Source organism: Nocardioides sp. P4_G10, assembly GCF_056401175.1.
Genome location: NZ_JBFUJV010000009.1, coordinates 97,391 through 111,042, shown reverse-complemented (window position 1 = coordinate 111,042; position 13,652 = coordinate 97,391). Strand labels below are relative to the sequence as shown.

11 protein-coding genes are annotated in these 13,652 nt (G+C 71.5%); 7 read left to right on the top strand and 4 right to left on the bottom strand.

The features are described from left to right. Positions 1 to 22: 22 nt before the first annotated feature. Entirely contained in the window at positions 23 to 2,746 is a 2,724-nt protein-coding gene (locus tag AC1DP1_RS11845) for a bifunctional acetate--CoA ligase family protein/GNAT family N-acetyltransferase (RefSeq protein ID WP_477507023.1), read from the bottom strand. A 194-nt stretch (positions 2,747 to 2,940) separates the two neighbouring features. Between AC1DP1_RS11845 and AC1DP1_RS11840 the strand changes: the two genes are divergently transcribed. From AC1DP1_RS11840 to AC1DP1_RS11820, 5 genes are all read left to right on the top strand, one after another. Further along, positions 2,941 to 3,258, top strand: coding sequence for a GIY-YIG nuclease family protein (locus AC1DP1_RS11840; RefSeq protein WP_457189357.1), 318 nt, complete (start codon positions 2,941 to 2,943; stop codon positions 3,256 to 3,258). Positions 3,259 to 3,443: 185 nt separating this feature from the next. Beyond that, entirely contained in the window at positions 3,444 to 5,951 is a 2,508-nt protein-coding gene (locus tag AC1DP1_RS11835) for a DNA gyrase/topoisomerase IV subunit A (RefSeq protein WP_477507022.1), read from the top strand. Between the two features lie 4 nt (positions 5,952 to 5,955). Continuing rightward, positions 5,956 to 6,696, top strand: a complete 741-nt coding sequence (locus AC1DP1_RS11830) for an LppX_LprAFG lipoprotein (protein WP_477507021.1) — start codon at positions 5,956 to 5,958, stop codon at positions 6,694 to 6,696. Then, entirely contained in the window at positions 6,693 to 8,462 is a 1,770-nt protein-coding gene (locus AC1DP1_RS11825; RefSeq protein ID WP_477507020.1) for an MFS transporter, read from the top strand. The genes AC1DP1_RS11830 and AC1DP1_RS11825 overlap by 4 nt, the downstream gene beginning before the upstream one ends. Before the next feature lie 20 nt (positions 8,463 to 8,482). After that, positions 8,483 to 8,977, top strand: a complete 495-nt coding sequence (locus AC1DP1_RS11820) for a beta-class carbonic anhydrase (RefSeq protein ID WP_477507019.1) — start codon at positions 8,483 to 8,485, stop codon at positions 8,975 to 8,977. On the opposite strand, the gene AC1DP1_RS11815 is transcribed toward AC1DP1_RS11820, so the two are convergent. Next, the gene (locus tag AC1DP1_RS11815; protein ID WP_477507018.1) at positions 8,961 to 9,089 is read right to left on the bottom strand and encodes a hypothetical protein; all 129 of its coding nucleotides are present in this window, start codon (positions 9,087 to 9,089) and stop codon (positions 8,961 to 8,963) included. The two genes, AC1DP1_RS11820 and AC1DP1_RS11815, sit on opposite strands and share 17 nt — an antisense overlap. A gap of 98 nt (positions 9,090 to 9,187) precedes the next feature. Between AC1DP1_RS11815 and sigJ the strand changes: the two genes are divergently transcribed. Both sigJ and AC1DP1_RS11805 read left to right on the top strand, forming a co-directional pair. Continuing rightward, positions 9,188 to 10,156 (top strand): RNA polymerase sigma factor SigJ, encoded by a 969-nt coding sequence (gene sigJ, locus AC1DP1_RS11810; protein WP_477507017.1) that lies wholly within the window; start codon positions 9,188 to 9,190, stop codon positions 10,154 to 10,156. 36 nt (positions 10,157 to 10,192) lie between these two features. Further along, positions 10,193 to 10,963, top strand: coding sequence for an SDR family oxidoreductase (locus AC1DP1_RS11805; RefSeq protein ID WP_477507016.1), 771 nt, complete (start codon positions 10,193 to 10,195; stop codon positions 10,961 to 10,963). 229 nt (positions 10,964 to 11,192) lie between these two features. Here AC1DP1_RS11805 and AC1DP1_RS11800 read toward each other — a convergent pair whose 3' ends face one another. Beyond that, positions 11,193 to 11,402 carry a hypothetical protein gene (locus AC1DP1_RS11800; protein WP_477507015.1) on the bottom strand — a complete coding sequence of 70 codons (210 nt, stop codon included), beginning with the start codon at positions 11,400 to 11,402 and terminating at the stop codon, positions 11,193 to 11,195. Next, on the bottom strand, positions 11,399 to 13,471 hold the full coding sequence (locus AC1DP1_RS11795) for a DNA gyrase/topoisomerase IV subunit B (RefSeq protein ID WP_457189370.1): 2,073 nt from the start codon (positions 13,469 to 13,471) through the stop codon (positions 11,399 to 11,401). Before AC1DP1_RS11795 ends, AC1DP1_RS11800 begins: the two co-directional genes overlap by 4 nt. Positions 13,472 to 13,652 lie beyond the last annotated feature (181 nt).

Sequence of the window (13,652 nt, the reverse complement as noted above, 5' to 3'; positions counted from 1 at the left end):
TCACGCCTCGGCCAGTCCGGCCTCAGTCAGGCAGGGTGTCCCCTGGCATCGTGCTGAGTCGCCGGACGAACCAGTCGGACCGCGGGTCCTTGACCGGCTCCACCCGCACGCTGGCCCCGAGCACGGTCGCGCCCTCCGCCCCGGCCAGCACGAGCGGCAGCTGCAGTGCACGCACCTGCGGCAGGTCGTGCTGCAGCTGGGCCACCTGGCGCACGAGCCGCTCGATCTCGGCGACGTCGACGATCTCGCTGCCGCGGTAGCCGAAGAGCAGCGGAGAGGCCTTGATCTCGCGCACCATGTCCTGGGCGTCGTGGTCGGCGAGCGGCGGGATCCGGAACGACCGGTCGCCCAGCAGCTCGGTGAGCGGGCCCCCGATGCCGAAGGACAGGACCGGGCCGAAGAGCGGGTCCTCCATCGTCGCGATGGTGACCGGCACGCCCGGGGGCGCGTTGCGCTGCACGACGAAGCCGGCGTTGTCGGGGTCGGTGATCAAGCTGGTGAGAGAGCGCCAGGCCTGGGCCATCTCCTCGGGCGTGTCGATGTTGCGCCACACGTGGGCCAGGTCCGGGCGGTCGCGGAGGTGGTCGGCGGTCGCCTTGAGGACGACGTCCCAGCCCAGCGCATCGCCGGCGGTGGTGGCCTCGTCGAGGGTGGAGACGGCGTAGGTGTCCCACAGGTCGATGCCGTAGGCGGTGAGCAGGCGGTACTGCTCGTCGAAGTCGAGGTCGCGCCCCTCCGGGTGGCGCATCAGCACCTCGTTGACGAGGTGGCGGGCCGCGTCGAGGTCGTTGACGCCCGGCTCGACGAGTGTCGCCTGCGGCACGCGCAGCCACACGGCGTACTCCACGACGTGGGCGAGGGCACGGACGGCGGCCTCGACGGCGGGGTACGACGGCACCGACCCGCGGCCGGCGCTGGAACCGGCGACGTCGGGCACCCGCAGCAGCTCGGGGACGCCCTCGGTGCCGAGGAAGGTCGAGACGATGGGCTTGTCGGACTGCTCACCGACGGCGGCGAGCACGTTGGCGACGTCCTCGCGGGCGCCGGCGACGTTGAGCGGCGGGATGAAGATCGCGACCACCGCGTCGACCTCGGGGTCGTCGATCGCGGCGTCGAGGGCGTCCTCGAAGTCCTCCGCGGTCGCGTCGGCGCCGAGCGCCTCCTGCCGGTTCACGACCAGGCCGACCGAGTTGGCGGCGTCGGCCGCGAGCAGCCCGAGGGCGTCGGAGTTGCCGACGATCGCGACCCGGCGCCCCCGCGGCAGCGGCTGGTGGGCGAGCAGCTGGGCGACGTCGAACATCTCCTCGAGCGACTCGACCTGGATGATCCCGGCCTGCCGGAACATGGCGTCGACCGCCTCGCCCGGCGCCCCGATCTTGCGCACGGCGTGCCCCATCGGAACGCCCTGGGAGCTGCGGCCCGACCGCACCGCGACGACCGGCTTGCGGCGGCTGACCCGGCGGGCGATGCGGGAGAACTTGCGCGGGTTGCCGATCGACTCGAGGTAGAGCAGCACGACCTCGGTGGCGTCGTCCTCCTCCCAGTACTGGAGGAGGTCGTTGCCGGACACGTCGGCGCGGTTGCCCGCGCTCACGAACGTGGTGAGGCCCAGTCCCCGGTTCTGCACCTTCTCGAGGATCGCCGAGCCGAGCGCACCGGACTGGCAGAAGAACCCGGCGCGGCCGCGCGGCGGCATCACCGAGGAGAGCGAGGCGTTGAGCTGGACGTCGGGGTCGGTGTTGATGATGCCGAGGGCGTTGGGGCCGATCAGGCGAAGGCCGTAGGAGCGGGACAGTCCGACCAGGCGCCGCTGCCGCATCCGGCCCTCCTCGCCGGTCTCGGCGAAGCCCGACGAGATCACCACCAGGCCGTGGACACCCTTGGCGGCGCAGTCGAGCACGACGTCCTGCACCGACTCGGCCGGTACGGCGACGATGGCGACGTCGACCTCGCCGGGGATGTCGCCCACCGACTTCCATGCCGGCATCCCCGACACCGAGTCGGCGCTGGGGTTCACCACGTGGATGCGACCGGTGAAGTTGCCGAGGACGAGGTGGCGCACCAGCGCGCGGCCGATGGTGTCCTGCCGCCGGCTGGCGCCGATGATCGCGACCGACTTCGGCGAGAAGAAGCGCTCGATCGAGGCGTACTCCGCCCGGTGCTCACGCTGCTCCATCACGCCGAGCGCGGTGTCGGTCGGGTCGATCCGGAACACCAGCTCCATCACGCCGTCCTCGAACGTGCTCTTCACCTGGTAGCCGGCGTCCTTGAAGGTGTGGATCATCGCCTGGTTGTCGGGCAGCACCTCGGCGACGAACTCGTCGATCCCCCGCTCGCGGCCCGCCTGGGCGAGGTGCTCGAGCAGGAGCTGGCCGATGCCGCGGCCCTGGTGGGCGTCCTCGACGAGGAAGGCGACCTCGGCGTAGCCGGGCCGGATCATGTCGTAGCGCCCGACGGCGATCATGTGCCCGGCCACGAGCAGGATCATCGCGACCCGGTCGCGGTGGTCGACCTGGGTGAACCGGTCGAGGTCGCGCTCGGAGAGCTCGGGCATGGGCGAGAAGAACCGGTAGTACTTCGACTGGTCCGAGACGCGGCTGTAGAACTCGACCAGCAGCTCGCGGTCCTCCGGCTGGATCGGCCGGATGTGCGCCGTCCGCCCGTCGCGCAGCAGGACGTCGGCCTCCCAGTGCCGGGGCGGCCGCGTCGTACGCACCTGGTCTGCAGCAGCGTCCGCTTCGGTCACGGCAGCAATCTATCGGGACGCCCCTCTCGCTGGTCGAGTAGCCGAGCGAGGGACGAGCGAGGCGTATCGAGACCCGCCCCCTCCCTCGCTGGTCGAGTAGCCGAGCGAGGGACGAGCGAGGCGTATCGAGACCCCTGTCCACAGATGCAGCCGCGCACCTGTCGTCCGCCACGACCAGGATCGACGCTGGACCCATGACTGCCTACGTCTACATGCTCCGCTGCTCCGACGGTTCGTTCTACGTCGGCAGCACCCGCGACCTCGCCATCCGTCTGCACCAGCACCAGATCGGGCTGGGGGCTGAGTACACCAGCACACGCAGACCGGTCGAGCTGGTGTGGCACGAGGAGTACGAGAACGTCGGCCTGGCCTACTCGCGCGAGAAGCAGGTCCAGAACTGGAGCCGGCGCAAACGACTGGCCCTGGTCGACGGTGACTACGAGGGCCTGCCTGCGCTCGCGAAGAAGGACTTCTCACGCCGTCGGCAGCCACCTCCGTCCCCGGTCGCGTAGCTGACAGCAGCCCATGTAGTCGTATCGAGACCCCCGCATCCGACCGAGGTCTCGATACGCCCGCTCGCTGGCGCTCGCGGGCTACTCGACCAACGAGGGGGTCAGCTCGCGGGCTACTCGACCGACGACGGGTTCTCGGCGTGCCCCCGTCCTTCCGCGCGGTGGCAGCGGGGAGAATGGCGGACATGGCACGACGCACGAAGCAGGAGCCCCTCCCGGACGACTTCGAGGAGCACATCCTCGACACCGACATCCGCGACGAGATGCAGACGTCGTTCCTCGAGTACGCCTACTCGGTCATCTACTCGCGGGCGCTGCCCGACGCGCGCGACGGGCTCAAGCCGGTGCAGCGGCGCATCCTCTACACGATGGACGAGATGTCGCTGCGGCCCGACCGCGGGCACGTCAAGAGCGCCCGCGTCGTCGGTGAGGTCATGGGCCGGCTGCACCCGCACGGCGACGGCGCGATCTACGACGCGCTGGTCCGCATGGCACAGCCCTGGTCGATGCGGCTGCGCACGGTCGACGGCCACGGCAACTTCGGTTCGCCCGACGACTCCCCCGCCGCGATGCGCTACACCGAGTGCCGGATGGCGCCCGCCGCCGTCGCGATGACCGCCTCGATCGACGAGGACACGGTCGACTTCAAGCCCAACTACGACTCGCGCGAGATGGAGCCGGTCGTCCTGCCTGCGGCCATCCCCCACCTGCTGGTCAACGGGTCCGCCGGCATCGCGGTCGGCATGGCCACCAACATCGCTCCGCACAACCTCGTCGAGGTCGTCCAGGCGCTCAAGCACCTGATCACGCACCCCAAGGCGTCGCTCGACGACCTGATGCGCTTCATCCCCGGTCCGGACCTGCCCACCGGCGGCAAGATCGTCGGCCTCGACGGGATCCGCGACGCCTACGAGACCGGTCGCGGCACCTTCAAGATGCGCGCGACCGCCCGGATCGAGTCAGTGACCGCGCGACGCAAGGGCATCGTCGTCACCGAGCTCCCCTACGGCGTCGGCACCGAGCGGGTCATGGAGCAGATCAAGAAGCTGGTGCTGTCCAAGAAGCTGCAGGGCATCGCCGACATCAAGGACCTCAGCGACCGCGAGCACGGGCTGCGCCTGGTCATCGAGATCAAGAACGGCTTCGTCCCCGAGGCGATCCTCGAGCAGCTCTACCGCCAGACCGCGCTCGAGGACTCCTTCGGGATCAACGCCGTCGCCCTCGTCGACGGCCAGCCGCGCACGCTGGGCATCAAGGAGATGCTCGAGGTCTTCCTCGGCCACCGCTTCGACGTCGTACGCCGTCGCTCGACGTTCCGCCGCGCCAAGGCCGCGGACCGGCTGCACCTCGTCGACGGCCTCCTGATCGCGATCCTCGACATCGACGAGGTCATCCAGGTGATCCGCGGCTCCGACAACGCCGCTGCCGCCAAGGAGCGGCTGATCTCGGTGTTCGACCTCACCGAGGTGCAGGCCGACTACATCCTCGACATGCCCCTGCGGCGCCTCACCAGGTTCAGCAAGCTGGAGCTCGAGAAGGAGAAGAGCGAGCTCGAGCGCACCATCGAGCAGCTCGACGCGATCCTGGCCGACGAGAAGCTGCTGCGGAAGGTCGTCTCCGACGAGCTCACCGACGTCGCCAAGGAGCACGGCACGCCGCGTCGCACGGTCCTGCTCGGCGCCGCACCTGCCGTGACTGCGGCCTCGGCGGTCGAGGTCAGCGACGACCCCTGCTTCGTCCTGCTGTCCTCCACCGGCCTCCTCGCCCGCACCCGGGACGCCGAGGCCCCCGGTCGCGGCGGCGACCGGGCCAACCACGACGTGACGGTCTCCGCGGTCCTGTCCTCCAGGCGAGGCGAGGTCGGCCTGCTGACCAACCGCGGCCGACTGGTCCGGCTGCCGGTCATCGACATCGGCGCCGAGCTGCCCTCGACCGCCAACGACCCCCACGTCGCCGGCGGCGTCCCGCTCAGCGAGCTCGTCGCCCTCGAGGGGGGCGAGCGGGCGCTCGCGCTCACCTCGCTGCGCACCGACGGCCCCGGCCTCGCGCTGGGCACGCGCGACGGCGTGGTCAAGCGGGTCAACCCGGAGGTGCTCAACCGCGACGAGTGGGAGGTCATCGGCCTCAAGGACGGCGATGAGGTCATCGGTGCCGTCGAGCTCGCCACCGGCGAGGAGGAGCTCTGCTTCATCTCCACCGACGCCCAGCTGCTCCACTTCCCCGCCTCCGGCGTGCGTCCGCAGGGGCGCTCCGGCGGCGGCATGGCGGGCATCAAGCTCGGCACGGGCCAGCGGGCCGCCTTCTTCGGCGCCTTCGACCCCGCCGACGCGGTCGTCGTGACGGCGTCCGGCTCCTCCACGGCCCTGCCCGGCACCGAGGCCGGCGCGGTCAAGGTGACGCCGTTCACCGAGTACCCCGGCAAGGGGCGCGCCACCGGCGGCGTCCGCAGTCACCGCTTCCTCAAGGGTGAGGACACCCTCGTCACCGCCTGGGCCGGCCCCGGCCCGGCCCGCGCGGCCGCGTCGAGCGGTGCGCCCGTCGACCTGCCCGAGGCCAACGGCAGGCGCGACGGCTCGGGCGTGCCTGCTCCGCAGCCGATCGCGGCGGTGGCCTCCCCGGTCGCCGCCCAGGTCGCGACCCGCGCGGCGTCGGGAGCGGACGCCGGTGACGCAGCCGCCCCTGTGGAAGGCTGAGGCCATGCTCGCTCGCGCCCGCACGTACGGACGGCTCACCACCACGGTCGCCGCCCTCGTCATCACCCTGCCCGTCCTGTCCGCCTGCTCGGGCGACGACGGTGGCAGCGGCGGAGGCGGTGGCGGTGGCGACGAGGGCCCCACTCCCGAGGAGGTGCTGGCCGAGGCGGCCACGACCCTCACCGAGACGAGCGGCGTCGACCTCACCCTGTCCACCCCGTCGCTGCCCGACGGTGTCTCCGGCATCACCAAGGCGACCGGCACGGTCACCCAGGCGCCGGCCTTCGACGGCTCGATCACCGTGGTGTTCGCCGGCCAGACCGTCGACGTACCCGTCATCGCGGTCGACGACACCGTCTACGCCCAGCTCCCCTTCACCCCGGGCTGGAACAAGGTCAACCCCAAGGAGTACGGCGCCCCCGACCCCTCGAACCTCGTCGGCGAGGACGGCTTCGCGGGCCTGCTCGAGCAGACCGAGTCACCGGAGGCCGGGGAGAGCGTGCGCGGCGGTGCCGACAACACCGAGATCCTCACCACCTACACCGGCACGGTGCCCGGGTCGGCGATGAAGTCGATCATCCCGTCGTCCTCGGGTGACTCGTTCGACGTGGAGTGGCAGGTCACCGACGAGGGCGAGCTGCGCGAGGCCACGCTGACGGGTGTCTTCTACCCCCACGCCGAGCCCATGACCTACACCGTCGACTTTGCCGACTACGGCACCGAGAAGGACATCACCGCACCGTGAGCACCGCCGCGGGCGAGGCAGTGGTCTCGCGCAGCTCGCGGCTGCTCCTCGCCATGGCAGCCGTCGCCGTGGCGTTCGCGGCGGCCGACACCTACGTCGTCGTGCTCGCCCTGCCCGACATGATGACCGGTGTCGGCGTGCCGATCGACCAGCTCCAGCGCGCGGCACCGATCGTCAGCGGCTTCCTCCTCGGCTACGTCGCGATGCTCCCGCTGATCGGCCGGATCGCCGACCTGCGCGGGCGGGTGCCGGTGCTGGTGATGGCGCTCGTGCTCTTCGCGCTGGGCTCCCTCATCACCACGGTGGCCTACGACATGCCGAGCATCGTGGCCGGCCGGTTCCTCCAGGGTGTCGGTGGCGGCGGACTGGTGCCGGCGACCCTCGCGCTGGTGGCCGACCTCTACCCCGTCGAGCGCCGCGGCGTCCCGCTGGGCGTGGTCTCGGCCGTGCAGGAGATCGGCGCGGTGCTGGGTCCGCTCTTCGGCGCGGCCGTCCTCGCCGTCGCCGACTGGCGGGCCATCTTCGCGATCAACCTCGCCGTCGGCCTCGTGCTGGCCGCCGCCATCCGCGCGCTCGCCCCGCAGCAGAGACCTGCGGGGGCCCGTCGCCGGCCCGACCTCGTCGGGCTGCTCCTGCTGCTGGTCACCTTCGCGTGCGCGGCCGTCGTCTTCCTGCGCCCTGCCCCGTTGATGCGCGACCTGACGTGGGGACGGCTCTTCGTGCCGTTCGCCGGTGACGGCCGCTGGCTGACCCCGATCGGCATGGCGACCGTCGTCGCGCTCGTCCTGCTGCTGGCGTGGTGCTGGTTCGCGCCCCGCCCGCTGCTCGACCTGCGTGGCTGGATCCGCGTGCTCGTCGACGCCGACCTGGTCGGCGCCCTGCTGCTCGCCGCCGCGCTCGGCGGGGTGATCCTCGCGTTCGCGACCGCCGACCCGAAGATCGAGGTCTTCTCGCCCCAAGGCCGGTGGTACCTCCTCGGCGCGCTCGTGGCGGCGGCAGCGTTCACCTGGCACGTACGCCGCGCCGCGAACCCACTGGTGCCGCGCGGCGCGCTGCGTCGTACGCCGGCATGGGGGGCGCTGCTGGTCAGCTTCTTCGTCGGTGCCGCGCTGATCGCCGCCCTCATCGACATCCCGCTGTTCGCTCGCACCACCGTCTACCCCGACGACCAGCTGCCCGCGGCGCTCGTGCTGGTCCGGTTCCTGCTCGCGCTGCCGGTGGGGGCCGTGCTCGGCGGCTACCTCATCCGCTTCCTCTCCCCCGGCCTCGTCACCGCGCTCGGCATGCTGCTCGCCGCGACCGGCTTCGTGCTGATGACCCGCTGGGGGCTCACGACGATCGAGGAGCCCATCGCCAACCTCGCCCTGATCACGGGCGGCCTTGGCTTCGGGCTGGCGCTCGCGCCGGTCAACGCGGCCCTGCTCGCGTCCACCGACGACGACGTCCACGGCGTGGCGAGCGCCTTCGTCGTGGTCGCCCGCATGGTGGGCATGCTGATCGGCATCTCGGCCCTCACCACGATCGGGCTCCGGCGCTACTACTCCGAGCAGCTCGCCGTGCCGCCGGTGCAGGACGTCTGCGACGGCAAGAGCCGGTGCAAGGAGTTCTCCGACCTGCTGCGGGTCGCGGGCATCGCCCAGGAGCACGCGGTCTTCTGGGGAGCCGCCGGGTGCGCGGTGGTGGCGGCCGTCCTCGCGCTCGTGCTGTTCCGGCAGGTGCGCCCGACGCGGCTCGCGGCGCGGGACGTCTTCACCGGCGGCGCCTGAGGGGCGCTAACCTGCCGGTCGTGAGCGACTTCGACGACCTCCTGCAGGCCAACCGCGCCTTCGCGGACACGTTCGACCTCGGCGGCTTCGACGGCAAGGCCCATGCCGGCATCGCCCTGGTCACCTGCATGGACTCGCGCATCGACCCGCTGGGCATGCTCGGGCTGAAGCACGGCGACGCCAAGATCTTCCGCAACCCCGGCGCGCGCGTGACCCCGCAGGCGCTCGAGGCCCTCGTGCTTGGCGTGCACCTGCTCAACGTCCAGCGCATCCTCGTGGTGCCCCACACCCGCTGCGCCATGGCCTCGTCCTCGGAGCAGGAGCTCCGGGTCAAGATCGGCGAGTCCGCGGGCGTCGACGCCAGCTGGGCGTCGTTCGGCGTCGTCGCCGACCAGCTCGACCAGCTCCGTCAGGACGTCGCCAAGGTGCGCACGCACCCGCTCATCGGCGAGCGCGCCAAGGTCGGCGGCTTCCTGTACGACGTCGACTCAGGGCTGCTCACCGAGCACGTGTGAACGAGCAGGTCGAGCGGGCCGCGCCGATGAGGTTCCGGGTCTGCGCCTCGAGGTAGCCGAGCTCGGCCGACTCGAGGAGCAGGTGGTCGGCGGCGAGCGCGCGGGACAGCATCGCCCCTGCGTCGTGGTCGATGACCGTCCCGGATCACCTTCGAGGTCGCTGCCCGGTCGTGGGTGCAACGAGCACCCGACCGACGAGAGGATGAGCCCGTGGCCGACCACCGCGACCCCCGCCCCGCTCCCGAGGACGACCAGCACACGAGCGTGGCCCAGCTGCTCGACGAGCGCAGCCGTCTCCTCGCGATCGGCTACCGGATGCTCGGGAGCCGGGCAGAGGCGGAGGACGCCGTCCAGGAGACCTACGTCCGCTGGTACCGCCTCGGCGCCGACGAGCAGGCAGGGATCCGCAACCCGGCGGCCTGGCTCACCACTGCCATGACCCGGGTGTGCCTCAACGTGCTCGACTCGGCCCGCCACCGGCGCGAGTCGTACGTCGGCGAGTGGCTTCCCGAACCCCTGTCGGCGGGCTCGCCCCTCGGCCGTGGAGCCGAGGCCGCGTCCACCGACCCCGCCGAGCAGGCGGCGCTGGCCGACGAGGTCACGATGGCGCTCATGGTGGTGCTGGACTCCCTGACCCCCGCCGAGCGGGTCGCCCTCGTGCTGCACGACGTCTTCGGCTACCGGTTCGACGAGATCGCCGAGATGGTGGGGCGCACACCCCAGGCCGTCCGCAAGCTCGCCTCCACTGCCCGCAAGCATGTCGACGACGAGCGCCGCCGCGACTCCACCCCGGTCCAGCAGCGCGAGGTCGTCGAGTCCTTCGTCGATGCCTGCCTGACCGGCGACGTCACGGCGCTCATCGAACGGCTGGACCCCGGGGTGACGGTCATCAGCGACGGCGGCGGACGGGTGCGCGCCGCGCTGCGCCCGGTCGTCGGCGCCGACCGGGTCGCCCGCTTCCTCACCGGAGCGTTCCGCAAGGCCACCGACCTCGTCGCCAGCCTGGAGGACGACGGCAACGAGGCGCGGATGGTGCTGCGCAGGGCCGGCACGGTCGCCGCCGTCGTGACCTTCCGTGTCCGCGGCGGGCTCGTCAGCAACGTCTGGGTGACGCTCAACCCGGACAAGCTCGCCACGTGGGGCGAGCGCGACGACGAGACGCACGACACGCTCGACTGACCTCACACCCCGGCCGGACACCCGGTCGAAGGGGGCATGAGCGACCACCCCTCCTCCCCGCCCCTCACCATCGCCGTCGCAGGCGGCACCGGCACGGTCGGGCACCACGTCGTGGACGTCGCGAGGCGACGCGGCCACGAGGTCGTCGTCCTGAGCCGTCGCCGGGGCACCGACCTGGTGGCCGGCACCGGCCTCGACGACGTCCTGCGCGGCGTGGACGTCGTCATCGACGTGACCTCGCGGGCCACCCAGGACTCCGGCGAGTCGCGGGCGTTCTTCGGCGCGGTGACCCGCCACCTGCTGGCCGCCGAGGCCCGGACGGACGTCGGGCACCACGTCGCGCTCTCGATCGTCGGCATCGACGAGGCGCCCACCGGCTACTACGCCGGCAAGGCCCTCCAGGAGGAGCTCGTCGAGCAGTCACCGGTCCCGTGGACGATCCTCCGGGCGACGCAGTTCCACGAGTTCGCCGCCCAGATCTACGGCGCGATCACGCTCGGCCCGCTCGTCGTCGTACCCCGCATGGTCTCCGAGCCAGTCGCGGCGGTTGAGGTGGCCGTCCGGCTCGTCGAGCTCGCCGAGGCGGGCCCGTCGGGCCGGGTCGCCGACCTCGGCGGCCCGCGCCGTGAGCGGATGGTCGACATGGTCCGCGGCTGGGCGCGGGCCACCGGCCGGCCGGCCCGGGTCGTCGCCGTGCCCGTGCCGGGAGCGCTCGGCCGGGTGATGCGCAACGGMGGACTCGTCACCGGCGCCGGCGCGGACAACGGGACGCAGACCTACGCCGAGTGGCTGGCGGCCCTCCGATGAGCCTCGGGCTGAGGCGCGGCCTGCTGTGGGTCACCGCCCTGATCGGCGCGTACGTCGGTACGTGGGCGGCGTTCGGGCCACGGTCTCCCTCAGCAGCACCGCCGTGCTCGGAGGGCTGCTCCTGCTCGGTCCGCTCCCCCGTGCTGCCGCGTCACGGGACACCGATGGATGAGCGCTTCCGTCAGACGGTGGAGTCCTGAGGTCATCCGGTGACCCCACGGCTCCGCGCTCACTCGGGCTCGACGTCGCCCGCGGCCTCGCGGCTCCGGCCCTCGGCAGCCTTCATCCGCCCGATGCGCTGGTCGACGCGGTCGATCCGGTACGCGTCCAGCGTGCCGTGACGCACCGCGAGCCGGACGATCCAGTAGACGATGGCGGCGGACAGCACCCACAGCGGCAGCACGAGCACCAGGAGCTCGACGACCCCGACGTCCATCATGCGTCCAGCGTCTCCACGTCGACCTCGTAGGCGCCCTGCACGATGAACTCCTTGCGCGGGGCCACGTCGGAGCCCATCAGCAGGTCGAAGACCTTGCTCGCCTCGTCGACGTCGTCGATGGTGAGCTTGCGGAGCGTGCGGTGGCGAGGATCCATGGTGGTCTCGGCCAGCTGGTCGGCGTCCATCTCACCCAGGCCCTTGTAGCGCTGGACCGGGTCCTTCCAGCGCACGTTCTTCCTCTTCAGCTCGGCGAGCTTGCGCTGCAGCTCGTCGTCGGAGTACGTGTAGATGTACTTGTCCATCCCCTTCTTGGGGTTCGACAGCTCGATGCGGTGCAGGGGCGGCACGGCCGAGAAGAGCCGGCCGTCGCGCACGAGCTCGGGCATGTACTTGAAGAACAGGGTCGCGAGCAGGCAGCGGATGTGGGCACCGTCGGAGTCGGCGTCGGCCATCAGGATGATCCGGCCGTAGCGGGCCGCCTCGAGGTCGAAGGTCCGGCCCGATCCGGCGCCGACGACCTGGATGATCGAGGCGCACTCGGCGTTCTTGAGCATGTCGCCGACGGTGGCCTTCTGGACGTTGAGGATCTTGCCGCGGATCGGCAGCAGCGCCTGGAACTCGCTGCTCCGCGCCGCCTTCGCGGTGCCCATCGCCGAGTCGCCCTCGACGATGAAGAGCTCGGTGCGCTCGGTGTCGGTGCTGCGGCAGTCGAAGAGCTTGGCCGGCAGCGCAGAGGACTCCAGCGCGTTCTTCCGCCGCTGGTTCTCCTTGTGCTGGCGGGCCGCGAGCCGGGTCTTCGACGCGCCTGCGACCTTCTCCATCAGCAGCTTGGCCTGGGCCTTCTCGGCCCGCTTGGTGGAGGTGAGGAACGCCTTGAGCTCGGCGGCCACGACCTTGCGCACGACGCTCCGCGCGGCCGGTGTGCCGAGGATCTCCTTGGTCTGGCCCTCGAACTGCGGCTCGGCGAGCCGCACGGTCACCACAGCGGTGAGACCCTCCTGCACGTCGTCCTTGATGACGTCGGTGTCGGCGGCCTTGAGCACCTTGGCGGCGCGCATCGAGTCGTTGAAGGTCTTGGTCAGCGCGGCCTCGAACCCGCTGACGTGGGTGCCGCCCTTGGGCGTCGCGATCACGTTGACGAACGAGCGCAGCTCGGTGTCGTAGGCCGTGTCCCACCGCACCGCGACGTCGACGGTGAGCTCGCGCTCGACCTCCTGGGGCGTCATGTGCCCCTTGTCGTCGAGCAGCGGCACCGTCTCGGTGAAGGTGTCGGTGCCCTGCAGGCGCAGGATGTCGGTCACCGGCTCGCCGTGGGAGAGGAACTCGACGAACTCCGCGATGCCGCCGTCGTGGCGGAACTTCTCCTCCACCATCTCCGAGGAGCGCTGGTCGCGGATGACGAGCTCGAGGCCCGGGACGATGTACGACGTCTGCCGGGCGCGGCCGATCAGGCCCTCCATCTCGAAGCGGGCGTCCTTGGTGAAGATCTGCCGGTCCGGCCAGAACCGGACCCGGGTGCCGGTCCGGCCCTTCGCCACCCGCTTGCCCTTGCGGGTCAGGCCGGACTGCGGGGTGAACGCCGCGCCGGGCCCGTCACCGTCGAAGACGCCGGGCACACCCCGCTGGAAGGACAGGCCCTGCTGCGACGGCGACCGGTCGACGTCGATGTCCATCCGGGCGGACAGCGCGTTGACCACGGACAGGCCGACGCCGTGCAGGCCGCCGGTGGCGACGTAGGACCCGCCGCCGAACTTGCCGCCGGCGTGCAGCTTGGTCGCGACGACCTCGACGCCCGACAGGCCGGTCTTGGGCTCCTTGTCGGTCGGGATGCCGCGACCGTCGTCGTACACCTCGACCGATCCGTCGTCGTGCAGCGTCACCTCGACGGAGTGCGCGACGCCGGCCAGGGCCTCGTCCACGCCGTTGTCGATGATCTCCCAGAGGCAGTGCATCAGGCCGCGCGTGTCGGTCGAGCCGATGTACATGCCGGGTCGCTTGCGGACCGCGTCGAGCCCCTCGAGGACGAGGAGGTGTGCGGCGTTGTACGTGTTGTCTGCCGGTGCTGCCACAAGGGAAGAACCTACCCGCGACACGCCGGGCGCCGACGGAGGCACGCCTGCCCCCGGTCGCGCATGGTCCGGTCTAGCGTGGGCATCGGACAGGTATCGCTTCCGCAACGGCTCGTCCACGCTTGAGGACAACGCCAGCGGGGAACGGTGTGACGTGATTGACTTGAAGAGTTCTCGAACC